We start from the raw sequence: 12,553 nt of genomic DNA, 5'->3' as shown, positions 1-12,553 counted from the left end.
CGTGCACTCCTTTTAAAAAGAGCGGATTTGTACCATAAGACTCGCCGCATGGTCAAGAGCGTACGTTGGCTGCAGAGGAGGGACCTGTGTCGAAAATCCTTGCACATGACAGACTGATCCTGGCGCTCGACGTGCCGTCCGCAGCCGAAGCGGAGCGACTCATGGACCAGGTTCAGAATCAGATCACCTTCGTGAAGGTCGGATTAGAGCTCTATACGGCCGCAGGTCCGAGCATGGTCCAGCGGTTGATCGAGCGAGGGAAACGAGTCTTTCTCGATCTCAAATTCCTCGATATCGAAGAGACCGTCCGTCGGGCGACAGAACGGGTGGCCGCCATGGGAGTCGAATTCCTGACCGTTCATGCCAACCGGAAGGCACTGGCCGCCGCGGTGAAGGGACGGGGCAATTCAAGTTTAAAGCTCCTGGCCGTCACGGTGCTGACCAATTTTGACACGCATGATTTGAGGGAGATGGGAATACAACATTCGGTTCAGGACCTCGTGACGGCCCGGGCGCTGCTTGCTTCCGAAACGGGATGCGATGGCGTCGTGGCGTCGGGAGAAGAACCGGGCGTGCTCCGTCCGAAGGTCGGGCCCCGGTTTCTGATCGTCACCCCCGGTGTCCGCCCGGCGGGCAAAGACACCGACGACCATGCCCGCGCGACGACTCCGTCTCAGACCATTGCCGCCGGTGCCGATTATCTGGTGGTCGGGCGACCGATCAGGGCGGCATCGGATCCCGCCGCCGCCGCAAGCGCCATCCTGGCAGAGATGCAGGCTGCGTTCGATCGACGGAGTTGAACGGGGACGGTTGCGTGATTTTGTCCGTCTTTGTTAAGATCGGGTTCCGCTGTTGAAATTCTTGTCTGTGCCGACCCCGTACGGTGGGTGTAGCTCAGTTGGTTAGAGCGCCGGATTGTGGATCCGGAGGTCGCGGGTTCGAAACCCGTCATCCACCCCATACGCCCCTCTCCTAACTGCTGGATTACGCATACGATCTGACGAGACAGGCCCATGGTTGGTCTGCGCTGGTTGCGCCGAGGTTGCAGACTCGGGCTTGCAGGTGGCGTATTCCATCGGGGTATCCAGTGGATCGACGGCCTGCTGGTTCCCGCCTGGGATGAGATGGCCGTACAGGTCTACCGTGACTTGGATTGAGCTGTGCCCCATCTGATCCTTCACATAGACCGGGCTCTCTCCGTTCTGCAGCAGTAAAGACGCAAAGGTGTGGCGCAAGTCATGGAAGCGGACCTGTCGCACGCCAGCCCCCTTCAAGAGCCGAAAGAACTGAAGACGCACCGCGTTCTGATGCAGCGGCGTTCCCTGTCCATCACAGAAGACCCAGGGAGCGGGCTGTGGTTGGTCGGGTGCGGCAGCTTCCAGTTGTCGATTGAGCCCATAAAGCGGTCCATGATCTCTTCACTGGTGATTGTGCACCCGAATCGAGCGAGTTCTTCTGATTCGATTCGCTTCGCGATAATTTCGCTATCGATGAGCACGCCATCACAATCAAAAATTATCAGTTCGATCATGGGCGCTGATGCCTCAGCTGCGAAAATCCATTGGCAGCGTGTCGGATCCCCATGACAATATCCCACTGGGCGCATTCCATCAATGCGCTATGGAAGGGGAAGTAACCGGGATCGGTCTGGATAGGTTGTGCCTATTTGACATTGTCCACTCAGGAGCCTACGCTTTTTCCTTCTGACTTTCGTATAGACGCTAACGGCATGGTTGCTTCATGTCGAATCGCTTCTCCACGTGTCATGCTTTAGGGAGTGACATATGAAGGCCAGACTCGTTTCGACGCTTGTTGTGTTCGTGCTCCTGCTCCTTCCTCTCGTGCCAATTGCTCTCCCTCCTTATGCCACTGCTGCTGCAGAAAAAGGGGCGGCCGAGGCTGATCTGCTCGATATCAACACGGCGACGGCCGAGCAGCTTAAAGCACTGCCTGGTATCGGTGATGCTTACTCCGAGAAGATCATTAAAGGCCGGCCTTATACCCGTAAAGATGAATTAGTTCAAAAGCAGATCCTTCCGCGGGCAACGTACGAGCAGATCAAGTACAAAATCATCGCGAAGCAAAAATGAGCCGCGGCCCTGCATTTTTGCGAGGACCTTCTTTTTCCATCCCATGCCTGGAAGCGATTGCGGCAAGGCCGTCTCAATGGACGACTTCACTTCAGCGAGTTTTCATAGATTTGGATACTAGAAGGGACATGGTGCAGATCACGAAAGCTGGCCGACAGCTCCTTGACGATCTGCATTACTGGACCTGATCTGTCTCGCCGGGGCCTCGGTCGATTCTCTTCGCCTCCTCCGATAGCTTTCGCCACATCCTGACGGCCTATCCCGGCATTGAGGTGGTGGGCGAAGCAGGTTGGTCGCTAGACATCAAAATAAAAAGCGGTGCATCTTGGATAAAGAGACTCGGAATGTCCCTAGCTGAGAGACCCACGCGAAGCTGATATGTTGGGTCTTTAGTAGACACTGTTTGGAATCCCCTCACATGCCCAACGAATCCGCTCCACAGACCTCAGATCGTGGGGTCTTGCTCTCCACCGCGTCTACCGGAGATCCCATCATTCTCATAACGGTAACTGGCAACATCACGAGCTGGCACACGGAGGCCGAGCGTCAGTATGGATACGGCGCCGAAGAGATGATCGGCCAGTCCATCCTGCGTCTGGTTCCGGAAGAACACCTCGATGAATATCAACGGGTCGTGGCGACGTTACTTCGCGGTGAACGGATTGAGCATTATCATATGGTCCGCCGGCGAAACGATGGCAGTGAAATATCGGTTCTACTAACCATGTCTCCGGTGTGCGATGCAAGCGGTCAGATTATCGGTCTGTCCTCGATTGAACGACAGGTGACGACCGAAGAGCGAGCCGCGCATACGCAGGCATATTTGGCCGCCGTCGTTACAAGTTCCGATGATGCGATTATCACCAAGACTCTTACCGGCTTGGTGACGACGTGGAACCACGGCGCCGAACGACTCTTTGGTTATACCGCCACCGAGATGCTGGGACAGTCCATACGACGACTCATACCCGATGATCGGCAGTCCGAGGAGGATCACATCTTGGACGCCATTCGCTCGGGGAAACGGCTCGAGCATTATCACACGGTTCGGCGCCGTAAGGACGGCACCTTCGTCGATGTGGCGCTCACCGTGTCTCCCGTCATCGTGGATGGCACGATCGTGGGGGCGTCGAAAGTGGCGCGCAATATTACCAAACAACAGCAGTCTGCTCGGGCTAACGCCTACCTCGCCGCCATCGTCACCTCGTCCGACGACCCCATCGTAAGCAAGACCCTAGACGGTATCGTCACGAGTTGGAATCCGGCGGCTGAACGAGTGTTTGGCTATACCGCTATCGAAATGATCAGCCAGTCAATTCTTCTGATCATTCCCCCCGATCGTCACCATGAAGAGGCATTCATTTTAGGTGCGATCCGGGAGGGCCGGCGCATCGAGCACTACGAAACCATTCGACGACGCAAGGATGGCCAGCTCATTCCGGTCTCGCTCAGCATCTCGCCGGTGAGGGATGAGTCGGGACAGGTGATTGGTGCCTCGAAAATTGTGCGAGATTTGAGCAAGCTCGAGCGGCTCGTCTCGCAGCGTACCGTAGAGTTGGAGCGGTCGCGGGATCAACTTCGAAGCCTGGCGACTCAACTGAATCTGGCCGAACAACGGGAGCGGAAAAAGCTCGCGGCCGAACTGCATGACCACCTGCAACAACTGTTAGTCCTCGGCAAATTGAAGCTCGCGCAGGGCAAACGCCTGTCGATGGACAATACGGCCTGCCTGGCGGTCCTCAATGCGACTGACGAGGTGCTCATGAATGCTCTTCAGTATACGCGCAGCTTGGTCACGGAACTCAGTCCTCCAATTCTACGGGAGCACGGTCTTGCGGCTAGTCTCAAATGGCTTGCCGAATATATGCGTCGGTATGATATGGAGATTACGGTGATTCTCGCCGAAGAGGAATTGGCCCTCCCCGAAGATCAAGCGATTCTTTTGTTCCAGTCGGTCCGAGAGCTATTGATAAATGTGCGGAAGCATGCTGGCACCGATGCGGCCCGTGTCCGCATGGAATGGGATGTAGACGGGCTCGAAATCGAAGTGTCCGATGAAGGCCTAGGCTTCGATCCCATGATGGCCAGTTCGAGCACTGACGCGGCATTGCCTTCCTCAAGGTTTGGACTTCTGAGTATTCGCGAACGCATGGCCGCGCTTGGCGGTGCACTGGTCATCACGTCGGCTCCGAAGCTCGGCACGACCGCCGTCTTGACGTTGCCATTAGTCAAAGTTCCGTTTCCTGAGCTGAGGTCCGAGTTAGTTCCACCAGCAAGCGCTCGACGTCCTCGCTCACCTAAAGCGGAAAAGATCACCGTCCTCTTGGTGGACGATCATGTCATGGTTCGGCAAGGCCTCCGGACGATCCTTGAAGCCTATTCTGATGTGACCTTAGTCGGCGAAGCGAGCGATGGGGAAACGGCGATCGGACTCGTTCGCGAGCAGCAGCCGGCCGTCGTGATCATGGACATTAATATGCCCGGTATGGATGGCATTGAGGCCACCTCCCGTATTGTTGCCGAGTTCCCGGGAATCGCGGTCATCGGACTTTCGGTGAATGGGACCGATCCCCATAACCAGAATGCCATGAAACAGGCTGGCGCCCGCTGTTTACTCACGAAAGAAGCGGCGGCGGACGAACTGTACAAAGCGATCTCGAGTCTAGAATTTCCCTCCGCTCATACCTAACGATCTAGGCTCATAAGAATCGCCGGCACGACCATGCCTTCAGCGGCATCAGCAGGAAGACACTGATGTGACGGTTAGCGTTAAAGAGCGCACGCGCCGTCAACTGAGCGTTCTCTGTCTTTTGGCACGAAGGCGAAATAGCACCCATATAACGGCAAGAAAGCGACGGCGGTAAGTTGGCCCTGCAGATGAGCGTGATGGGGAGGACACGCGAAAGATTGAAAGGGTCGGGTTTCAATCTTTTAGCTCTGTGTGCTCATCCATCCTGGCTCATCTACAAGAAAAGGACAATGCCGTGAAACTCGCCAATAAGAAATGCAACGATAGCGTGACAGTACCGACGCTGACGATGAGACAAGCCCGGGGCGTGTTGAAGCACTTAGCACGCGGGTGGCGTATTAACCGAAACGGTCGCTTGCAGAGCCAATATGTATTTATGAATTTTGCAAAGGCACTCGCGTTTGCCAACAAGATCGGAGTGATCGCCGAGGCAGAGAAACACCACCCCGACCTCTATGTCGCCTGGGGGAAGTGTAAGATCGAAATCTGGTCGCACAAGGTGAAAGGCCTCACGGAGAGCGACTTTGTGTTGGCTGCGAAATGTGATCGTGTATCCAAGCCGTCCCCCACGAGATCAAAGCCATAATGGCTACGCTGCTGTTGGGTCTTCGGGAGTGAAATGGGCGCAGTGATGCGCCTCAGCCAGCAACTACGTTCGGCATCGCTCAAATACGCGCCGACCTACGGCATCTGCGTACAGCGGGATCCTCTCTTGTGACATCTGAATTGCCATTGTTGCGGTGCCCGGTCAACGGTCTGAATACCGCACGCAATTATCCAGTGCGCATGACAAGACAGCGTCCATAGCGTATGGGGTCAAAGCAGTGGGATTGCTACTAGCAGTCGGAAGTGGCCTCATCGTTTGCCTCTTTTGCTATCTCGCCGGCTTGTGGCATGGTGGCATGTTGGGAAGTGGTAAGTATCTTCGCGAAGTATTGAGCAAACGCGAGACTCTTGAAGAGTGCGTAATGATCCGGACGGTGAATAAGAAAACATGGAATGGATAGCAATCATCATTTTCGCGGCTGCAAGCTTTGCGTATGGTCGCAACGTTGGAATGAAACACGGATACGACGAATTGGGCCCCAAGGAATTGAGTGGGATGATCGACTTTTATTCTCGCTTGGTACGAACTGAAGGTTATGAAACAGTGGCGGCGAGAACTGGCGATCCGCTCATGAGGAATCTTGTTGAAGTGATCCACGAAGCGTCCAAACACAATTAGATGATCCTATTCCTGGGGAAACCTGAGGGGAATGACAGGGCATATGGTTGGTTTGGATTCTTTCCGTCCTGGGTTTTGGCGGGTCCTTCTGCAGCTGGTGAGCCTCTCTTCTTTGTTGTCTTCGTCCTCGACGGCGACACCATCGAAGTCATGCACCGTCAGCAAGCGGAGCGAATCAGACTGCGTGGGATCGATTGTCCCGAAAAAGGCCAGGCGTACGGGACAGGGCCAAGCAGGCTGCATCAGCGCTCGTGTTCGGAAAAGAGGTCACGGTACGCACTCATGGCATGGACAAATACGGCCGCATCATTGCCAATGTGCTGTTGCCTGATGGCTCAAACGTCAACAACGAACTCGTGAAGGATAGCTGGTGCTGGTGGTATCGGAAGTTTGCGCCCAAGGACTTGGCCTTATAGGAATTAGAACAGTCTGCACGCGACGCACGGTCAGGGCTCTGGGCGGATCCGCAACCCATACCATCATGGGAGGATCGAAGGCTGCACAAGAAAAGAAGCCGGCCGGTAGACTATTGAGATGGAGGCAAGAGGAACGTCTCGGCGGTAATGCCCTTGCTTTGCGTATTGCTCGTTCCATTGGAGCGAAGCCCAAGAGTTTTCGATTTTGACAGCACTTTGTCTTAATTGCAGGAGGGTGAGCCTGCCCAGTGCAAGCACATCAGCCATAGAAGCTCTCAGTCCGTCTGAACGGCCACAGGTGCTCTAGTCGCAGCATCGCATCGCACGAAGCTCGCCTTGCATTGCCAATTGAGTTCAATTGAGTTCAGCGGCAGGGCCGGAATTTGGTTGCGAACAGACTTCTTGGCAGAATTTGCCATACTCGACTGCCTTTCTCACAATAACGGTGGCCGTCGTCCAATAGGCCGTCGGCAAAGTGTTAGATATGTAGCGTCAGGATGCTCCGATGGGTCGCGATCGTCAAGAACGCAGGTACTTAGCTTGGCTTCCTGGCGCCTTTCCTTCGATGATGCCACCAGTGCAGGAAAAGACCCATCTAACCTCTGCTACACTTCATCCAAAGCCCATCGACGTTACCCTATGCACCCGTCTAGTCATCTGATTGTGTCCTGGTTGGTCGGCCAACATCTCTCGGAACGTCGAGACCGTGTCTTAGTTGCCTACGCCGGGGTAGCCCCCGACCTCGATGGACTGTCACTCTTGGCAGGTGTCGATGCCTACGGGCAGTGGCATCATGTGCTTACTCATGGCGTTATGGGGGCTGCACTCGTCGCTGTCATGACAGCCAGGTTGGCGAAAGACCGACTTCGCGTCGCCCTCATGGCCTTAACCGCCTTTCACCTGCATTTGCTCTGTGATTTCTTCGGCAGTGGGCATGGGTGGGGCCTCACGTACTGGTATCCTTTCAGTACATGGGAATACATGTCTCCCCTGCAATGGGACTTGAACGCTTGGCCGAACGTGTTGGCCACTGCGTTGGCGTTAGGCTTGTCGGGTTGGCTGGCAGTTCGGCATGGGCACAGTGTGGCTGAAACGGTGCTTCCGGCAAGGTGGGACGCCGTAATCGTCGAGACGCTGAAAAATCGCTTCGGCAATACCCATCACGTACACCCGGAAAAACTAAGGGCATCCGCGAACTCTTGAGCCTACATGATCAATCCCTTAATACCTTTTCGCAGTAACAATCCGATTCAGGAAAGGAAAATGGGTCTGGCGGCAGTGACAAATCAGGTACAGGTGTGTGAGAGCATGCTCGAAGAGAGAGCCAAGCACCTGAACAGCTCGTGCTTCAGCATTACTACGAGCGGCTCAAGACCCGAGAGTGGAGACCGCGCCACCGACGCTAGGAACGCCGGCTGGTTCATAGGCCGATCGTGCATCCCCGGCAGATAATTCTAGGCATGCTGGCCCACTGCTTCAAGTCGTTCGGAACGAATCATGGCCGCAAGGCACATCCTTGCTGCGCAATATTGAGCGCATGGCGGCAGAAAGTGGTCGGCACTGCGCACGGAATTTCATCCATGTGTCGGGGTGCAGTGCAATCTTTGGTCTTGAAAGGGTCGTCTTGCGCGTGTGAATTGGATTCTATGTGTCTTCCGCATTAATTCCGCATTGACTCTGCGTTACACAGACATCCGGGTTCGATGGCACCCCCATTGCAACTTTTCCATACAGAGACTCATGGCCAGCTAGGGCTTTTGGACCATACACTAATCGGAGGAGCATACATGGTGCTGATGATCGGACTGGTGACAATGACGACGTTGATTTGGGTTCTCGCGCATAGCCTGGCCGGAGAGAGTGAAGCCGAGAAACGGCGTTTGAGTCTTGAGTCACGCTATACCATTCCAACAACTCCCGCAGAGACTCGCGGAAGGCTTCCGCTGGCAGCGTAAACGGCCACCCACCTAATCGGCTATCAGCACCCCCGATGGACAAATAGTCGCCGCAGGCTGAGAGAAACATCCAGCCTGCGGACAGCCACGCTACTATCCCGGTCAGTCTATCGGCTACTCGTGAGAATGAGTCCGATCGCTCAAGCCATAGAGTCATTGGCTCTCGGGAAGCCGTTTGGCCGTGGCATAATGTCGCAAGGCATCCCGCTGACGACCAAGAGTTTCGTAGAGCTGGGCCAGATTGCAATGCGCCTCGCGAAACTCCGGTGCCAGTCTGACTGCCTCTTCATATGCCGCCAAGGCGTCCTTTCGCTTCTGTTGATCTTCAAGGACCACGCCTAAGTTAAAGTGGGTCAGCGCCCGCGTAGGGTCTTGTTCGAGCGCGCGACGATACCAGCCCTCGGCTTCGGCTAGATGCCCCGCGTTATGGTGCAGCAGTCCAAGATTGATCTGCGCGTCAACCAACCCCGGGTACAAGCGAAGCGCCTCCTCATAAGCCCGATACGCTTCCTCCGGGGAATCTGGTTCGAGGGCGATCGCACGATCAAACCAGCGGCGAGCCGCCTCCGAGGGTGAGGACTGGACGTCGTGTCGGGCGGGCAACGGTACGGGCGGCAGCATCTGCGCCGTGTCGAAGTTCAGGACAAATTGACCGGAATCCGGTTGCCAGCGGGACTCACCATCCCAGACGACGACCCGCTTGCCGGAGGCATAGATTTTCAAGCTCGTGAGGGCCTGCCCCTCGCCGAGTTGAGGCAGGAGGCGCTCGAGCACCTTTCTGATGTGCCGGCTGGAGACGCCCGCCTCGGTCAGACCCTTGGCCGTCCGGAGGAGGACGAGGTTTTGAAATGAATAGGTGCAGGGCGGTGTGGTTCGAGGCCCAGGGAGGAGGGCGGTGCGCAGGCACGCCCGCAGTTGAGCATCAGTGAGACCCAGGATGCGGCAGAGGTCGGCTGGCGAATAGTCGCCGCTCATCGTCTCCCGGCGGCGGCCTTTTTGACGGAGGTCCGAGCCCCCTGGGCCGGCAAGGCGCGTGATCGAGCCGTCTTTTTCTGCACCGACTGCGCCACGCTCTCCTTGAGTCGCTGCATCAGATCCACCACCTCGGTCGCGTGTGGCGCGGAATTGGGCGAGACCTTGAGCGTCTTTCCTTTCGCCTTCTCCTCGATCAACTCGATCACCCGTTTCCGATATTCGTCATGGTAGGCCGGCGCATCAAACGTGTCGTTGGAAATCGATTCGATCAGTTGAGTGGCCAGCTTCAGCTCGCCGGCGCCGGGCTTCTGATCGCTTTTGGGCGCATGTTCGAACTCGCGGATTTCGTCCTGGTAATGCATCCGATGTAGAAGGAGACGGCCTTGGACGGCGCGGATCACATAGAGGCTATCTTTGCCTCGCCAGACGAATTTCGCCAGGGCGACCCGCTCCATCTGTTCCATGGCCTGAGTCAGGAGCTGATAGGCCTTCTCTCCATGCTTTTCGGACCCGAGGTAGTAGGTGCTTTCGAAATAAATGGGATCGACGGCCGTGAGCGGTACGAACTCCAAAATTTGCATGGCATCGGATTCGGCGGCTTGGAGCGTATCGAGTTCCTCCTGCGTGATGCGGATATAGTGCTCCTTCTCCACTTCGTAACCCTTTACCAGTTCATCATAGCCGACGTCTCGATTACAGACGGGGCAGAATCGCTGTTGCTTGATCCGGCTGCCACAGGGCGCGTGGAGTTGATTGAAGTGAATGTCCTGTTCGTCGATAGCCGAGTAGATCCCGACCGGGATAGTCACCAGACCGAAGGAGATATGTGCGGTTTCGAGTTTCCGTGCCATCCGTGCGCACCCCCTCTTCACTTCTTAACGCCAGCAAGATGAACCGCTGGGCGAGGCAATCTGCAAGGGCGGCGCCAACGATGCAGACTCGCAATCGGTGATTCACCGGACAGTTATGCATCACTGCCGGGAACATGTCATAGACAAAGTGTCCTTGATAGACAGGTTGTCATGTCACTGGGGCTTGGATCTCTGGCTCCACCTGGAATAGACCTCCCCCTGCGAGGCCCTCATGCCCCTCACGATTCGTTCCTGAAGGAAATGAGGCGGGAAGAAACTCACTTAATTAAGGAGGGAACCCGGTCAGAGAGTGTCTCTGACCGGTGCGTCACTCACCCCATCGCACTACTTGGATTTCTCGATCGTTTCATTGACTTTTCCTTTGGCCCGTTCCATGTCACCTTTCGCCGACCCTTTCGCCCGCTCCATTTCTGCTTTCGTCTTGTTTCCCTTGAGGTCCTCCACCGCACCCTTCGTTTGCCCCTTGGCCTCTTCGCCGAGCGCTTTTGTTTCCCCCTTCATCTTCTCCATCGTGGCGGATGTTTCTCCAGCCATCGTGGGAATGGCCACTCCCAGTGAAGCGACCAATGCGAATGCACACATCAATGTACGCATAATTCTCCTTTCATCTAATGAGACATTTCCGGAGCTCTACCCTCATGAAAATAGTTACCGGCGTCCGTGTGAATGTCGTCCAGGTAGGACGTTGGCGACCAGGTAGTGCAAGGACAGAGCCAGTGGGGGAGTCCGATAAAAGTCTGGATTCTTAAGATTATGGTGGAGACGCTTGCGATGTCGCAGGACAAGGTGTCCTCGCGAAGGCAATTTGCCCAATCACCCACAGAGCTTACCGTTGAAGAGGGGGGTAGTTCAGGGAGCGCTTCCTCCGCTATGTTTCAGCAAGACATCTCTCAGTACTAGGCCCGCCATAGACGCGTAGAACCTCTCCGCCAACGGCTCCAAATTCACACAATCAGCTCGATTGTATGCCACGAGTCGCTCTCTGGCGTCAGAGTCGCGGCGGTGCCTCCAGCGATTCCAGAGTACAACCGCATCGCTCCCATCGAGTCCTTGTACCGTACTGGCTCGGCTGATCCCCAGCTGTGCCTCAATGGCTTTTGAGGCCGCCACGGTAGCCCAACCGTTTACCCAGAAAGCAGAGATCGATATGCGGATGATCGAGCGGGAGACTGGGATACGACGCTAACAACTTCGGCAGGTCAAAGGTGCCGCCACAGAACGTCACCAGCAGATCGTAGTGGAGGAATTCGTCGAAGAGACGCCGGCGGTCCAACGATTCGCCACGGACCAATGCGGTAAATTGGCCTCGTCCATACAAACCAACGACCGTAATCTGACCAAACGAATCGGTTTCAATGTCGAGATAAAGGGCGCGGGAACGCAGCCAATCATACAGTCGCCAATGATCACGCTGATGGAGCGCCGCTCCAAAGTATCGCGCATCCTCTATGGCTCGGTGATCCTGGGCCTGAGACAGCGAGTCATTATAGAGCGCCTTACGGGTCCGACCAATTCCCTGAATTGAGTCGCGTGCCAGGAATGCAGCCCACGTGGTGATGCCGTCTTCCCACAATCGAGGTTCGCTCCGTGGCCCCACGCCGGGAAGGAAACAAAATGATGATTCAATCATGCGGCTGCCGATCGTCCATGATCCAAGAGGAACTAGGGGTTCTTTTTCAGTTTCCCGAGCACTTTAATATAACCAATCATTCATGCGTACGCTGGCGGCCACGTGTTGAGACATGATAGGAGGTACGGACATGTAGAGGAGCCATTGCTCGAACCTAGATCAGTATCGGGCTAGGCGTTAGATGGAGCCCAGGGAGAGGAAGGCGCGGCTGCCGCATGGCGATGGTTCAGCTGTCACGTTTGCTGGGGGCCGGCAGGACCTCTTGCAAGGCCAACCCGAATTGATCCAGCGAAAAGGCCTTTTGGATAAAGGCCGTGGCGCCGTGGTTCAAGACGTCTTGTTCCACCTCGCCCGGGCCGCACCCACTGAAAACGACGACCGGTAGGGACGGATGCAGTGTTTGCAATTGGCGCAGTAGGTGATGACCGTCTATTCCAGGCATGTGAAGATCCAGCACGACCGCATCAGGATCTCGCCGGTGGCACAACATCAACCCGGTTCCTCCACTATCTGCCAAAATGACTTCATAGCCCCGCTCCTCCAAGACAGTGGCGAGCAGCTCTCGGTCTCGAGAATCATCATCGATGACGAGAATCTTGGTCATATGGCCGTCTCGGCTCCGCTGGCGGTCAATTCTTAGT

At 55.8% G+C, this 12,553-nt stretch carries 16 protein-coding genes, 1 tRNA gene and 1 pseudogene; 10 read left to right on the top strand and 8 right to left on the bottom strand.

The features are described 5' to 3' along the window. Nucleotides 1–86 precede the first annotated feature (86 nt). From pyrF to NSJP_RS19710, 3 genes are all read left to right on the top strand, one after another. The gene (pyrF, locus tag NSJP_RS03935) at nucleotides 87–800 is read left to right on the top strand and encodes an orotidine-5'-phosphate decarboxylase (RefSeq protein WP_080885630.1); all 714 of its coding nucleotides are present in this window, start codon (nucleotides 87–89) and stop codon (nucleotides 798–800) included. 83 nt (nucleotides 801–883) lie between these two features. Beyond that, nucleotides 884–960 (top strand) — tRNA-His (locus NSJP_RS03930). 53 nt (nucleotides 961–1,013) lie between these two features. After that, nucleotides 1,014–1,157 (top strand): hypothetical protein, encoded by a 144-nt coding sequence (locus NSJP_RS19710; protein ID WP_155969860.1) that lies wholly within the window; start codon nucleotides 1,014–1,016, stop codon nucleotides 1,155–1,157. Between the two features lie 24 nt (nucleotides 1,158–1,181). On the opposite strand, the pseudogene NSJP_RS19930 reads toward NSJP_RS19710, so the two are convergent. Both NSJP_RS19930 and NSJP_RS19925 read right to left on the bottom strand, forming a co-directional pair. After that, nucleotides 1,182–1,298 (bottom strand): annotated as a pseudogene (locus tag NSJP_RS19930) (hypothetical protein); the annotation flags it as partial. Continuing rightward, a complete protein-coding gene (locus tag NSJP_RS19925; RefSeq protein ID WP_080885629.1) occupies nucleotides 1,271–1,531 on the bottom strand; it encodes an HAD family hydrolase in 261 nt (86 codons plus the stop codon). The pseudogene NSJP_RS19930 and the gene NSJP_RS19925, both read right to left, overlap by 28 nt. A gap of 253 nt (nucleotides 1,532–1,784) precedes the next feature. Between NSJP_RS19925 and NSJP_RS03915 the strand changes: the two genes are divergently transcribed. The 7 genes from NSJP_RS03915 (at nucleotide 1,785) to NSJP_RS19130 (ending at nucleotide 8,435) form a co-directional block, all read left to right on the top strand. Continuing rightward, nucleotides 1,785–2,090 (top strand): ComEA family DNA-binding protein, encoded by a 306-nt coding sequence (locus NSJP_RS03915; protein WP_080885628.1) that lies wholly within the window; start codon nucleotides 1,785–1,787, stop codon nucleotides 2,088–2,090. A 418-nt stretch (nucleotides 2,091–2,508) separates the two neighbouring features. Next, entirely contained in the window at nucleotides 2,509–4,779 is a 2,271-nt protein-coding gene (locus NSJP_RS03910) for a PAS domain S-box protein (protein WP_080885627.1), read from the top strand. 295 nt (nucleotides 4,780–5,074) lie between these two features. Beyond that, nucleotides 5,075–5,425, top strand: coding sequence for a 4a-hydroxytetrahydrobiopterin dehydratase (locus NSJP_RS03905; protein ID WP_080885626.1), 351 nt, complete (start codon nucleotides 5,075–5,077; stop codon nucleotides 5,423–5,425). Nucleotides 5,426–5,833: 408 nt separating this feature from the next. Continuing rightward, nucleotides 5,834–6,064 carry a hypothetical protein gene (locus tag NSJP_RS03900; RefSeq protein ID WP_080885625.1) on the top strand — a complete coding sequence of 77 codons (231 nt, stop codon included), beginning with the start codon at nucleotides 5,834–5,836 and terminating at the stop codon, nucleotides 6,062–6,064. A 194-nt stretch (nucleotides 6,065–6,258) separates the two neighbouring features. Further along, the gene (locus NSJP_RS03895) at nucleotides 6,259–6,480 is read left to right on the top strand and encodes a thermonuclease family protein (protein ID WP_080885624.1); all 222 of its coding nucleotides are present in this window, start codon (nucleotides 6,259–6,261) and stop codon (nucleotides 6,478–6,480) included. Between the two features lie 639 nt (nucleotides 6,481–7,119). Beyond that, nucleotides 7,120–7,683: a metal-dependent hydrolase gene (locus NSJP_RS20030; RefSeq protein WP_080885623.1), complete on the top strand. Its 564-nt coding sequence runs from the start codon at nucleotides 7,120–7,122 to the stop codon at nucleotides 7,681–7,683. Between the two features lie 584 nt (nucleotides 7,684–8,267). Beyond that, nucleotides 8,268–8,435: a hypothetical protein gene (locus NSJP_RS19130; RefSeq protein ID WP_155969858.1), complete on the top strand. Its 168-nt coding sequence runs from the start codon at nucleotides 8,268–8,270 to the stop codon at nucleotides 8,433–8,435. A gap of 153 nt (nucleotides 8,436–8,588) precedes the next feature. Here the strand turns inward: NSJP_RS19130 and NSJP_RS03880 are convergent, their stop codons facing one another. From NSJP_RS03880 to NSJP_RS03855, 6 genes are all read right to left on the bottom strand, one after another. After that, nucleotides 8,589–9,410: a tetratricopeptide repeat protein gene (locus tag NSJP_RS03880; RefSeq protein ID WP_080885621.1), complete on the bottom strand. Its 822-nt coding sequence runs from the start codon at nucleotides 9,408–9,410 to the stop codon at nucleotides 8,589–8,591. Continuing rightward, on the bottom strand, nucleotides 9,407–10,261 hold the full coding sequence (gene ku, locus NSJP_RS03875; RefSeq protein ID WP_080885620.1) for a non-homologous end joining protein Ku: 855 nt from the start codon (nucleotides 10,259–10,261) through the stop codon (nucleotides 9,407–9,409). Before ku ends, NSJP_RS03880 begins: the two co-directional genes overlap by 4 nt. Before the next feature lie 345 nt (nucleotides 10,262–10,606). Beyond that, nucleotides 10,607–10,876 (bottom strand): hypothetical protein, encoded by a 270-nt coding sequence (locus NSJP_RS03870; protein ID WP_080885619.1) that lies wholly within the window; start codon nucleotides 10,874–10,876, stop codon nucleotides 10,607–10,609. 255 nt (nucleotides 10,877–11,131) lie between these two features. Beyond that, the gene (locus tag NSJP_RS20025) at nucleotides 11,132–11,392 is read right to left on the bottom strand and encodes a ribonuclease H-like domain-containing protein (protein ID WP_172834139.1); all 261 of its coding nucleotides are present in this window, start codon (nucleotides 11,390–11,392) and stop codon (nucleotides 11,132–11,134) included. Continuing rightward, nucleotides 11,370–11,912: a ribonuclease H-like domain-containing protein gene (locus NSJP_RS03860; RefSeq protein WP_080885617.1), complete on the bottom strand. Its 543-nt coding sequence runs from the start codon at nucleotides 11,910–11,912 to the stop codon at nucleotides 11,370–11,372. Before NSJP_RS03860 ends, NSJP_RS20025 begins: the two co-directional genes overlap by 23 nt. 226 nt (nucleotides 11,913–12,138) lie before the next feature. Then, nucleotides 12,139–12,516 (bottom strand): response regulator, encoded by a 378-nt coding sequence (locus NSJP_RS03855; protein ID WP_080885616.1) that lies wholly within the window; start codon nucleotides 12,514–12,516, stop codon nucleotides 12,139–12,141. Nucleotides 12,517–12,553 lie beyond the last annotated feature (37 nt).

It is taken from the genome of Nitrospira japonica, assembly GCF_900169565.1.
GTDB lineage: Bacteria > Nitrospirota > Nitrospiria > Nitrospirales > Nitrospiraceae > Nitrospira_C > Nitrospira_C japonica_A.
The sequence above is the reverse complement of the archived record's forward strand: the minus strand, read 5'-3'. Positions and strand labels throughout refer to the sequence as shown.

Excerpts from the sequence above, each read along its gene's own strand:
- NSJP_RS19130 (WP_155969858.1), top strand. The coding sequence starts at position 8,268 with ATGGTGCTGATGATCGGACTGGTGACAATGACGACGTTGATTTGGGTT.
- NSJP_RS03855 (WP_080885616.1), bottom strand. The coding sequence starts at position 12,516 with ATGACCAAGATTCTCGTCATCGATGATGATTCTCGAGACCGAGAGCTG.
- ku (WP_080885620.1), bottom strand. The coding sequence starts at position 10,261 with ATGGCACGGAAACTCGAAACCGCACATATCTCCTTCGGTCTGGTGACT.
- NSJP_RS03870 (WP_080885619.1), bottom strand. The coding sequence starts at position 10,876 with ATGCGTACATTGATGTGTGCATTCGCATTGGTCGCTTCACTGGGAGTG.
- NSJP_RS19710 (WP_155969860.1), top strand. The coding sequence starts at position 1,014 with ATGGTTGGTCTGCGCTGGTTGCGCCGAGGTTGCAGACTCGGGCTTGCA.
- NSJP_RS20030 (WP_080885623.1), top strand. The coding sequence starts at position 7,120 with ATGCACCCGTCTAGTCATCTGATTGTGTCCTGGTTGGTCGGCCAACAT.
- NSJP_RS03915 (WP_080885628.1), top strand. The coding sequence starts at position 1,785 with ATGAAGGCCAGACTCGTTTCGACGCTTGTTGTGTTCGTGCTCCTGCTC.
- NSJP_RS03910 (WP_080885627.1), top strand. The coding sequence starts at position 2,509 with ATGCCCAACGAATCCGCTCCACAGACCTCAGATCGTGGGGTCTTGCTC.
- NSJP_RS03900 (WP_080885625.1), top strand. The coding sequence starts at position 5,834 with ATGGAATGGATAGCAATCATCATTTTCGCGGCTGCAAGCTTTGCGTAT.
- NSJP_RS03860 (WP_080885617.1), bottom strand. The coding sequence starts at position 11,912 with ATGATTGAATCATCATTTTGTTTCCTTCCCGGCGTGGGGCCACGGAGC.
- NSJP_RS19925 (WP_080885629.1), bottom strand. The coding sequence starts at position 1,531 with ATGATCGAACTGATAATTTTTGATTGTGATGGCGTGCTCATCGATAGC.
- NSJP_RS03880 (WP_080885621.1), bottom strand. The coding sequence starts at position 9,410 with ATGAGCGGCGACTATTCGCCAGCCGACCTCTGCCGCATCCTGGGTCTC.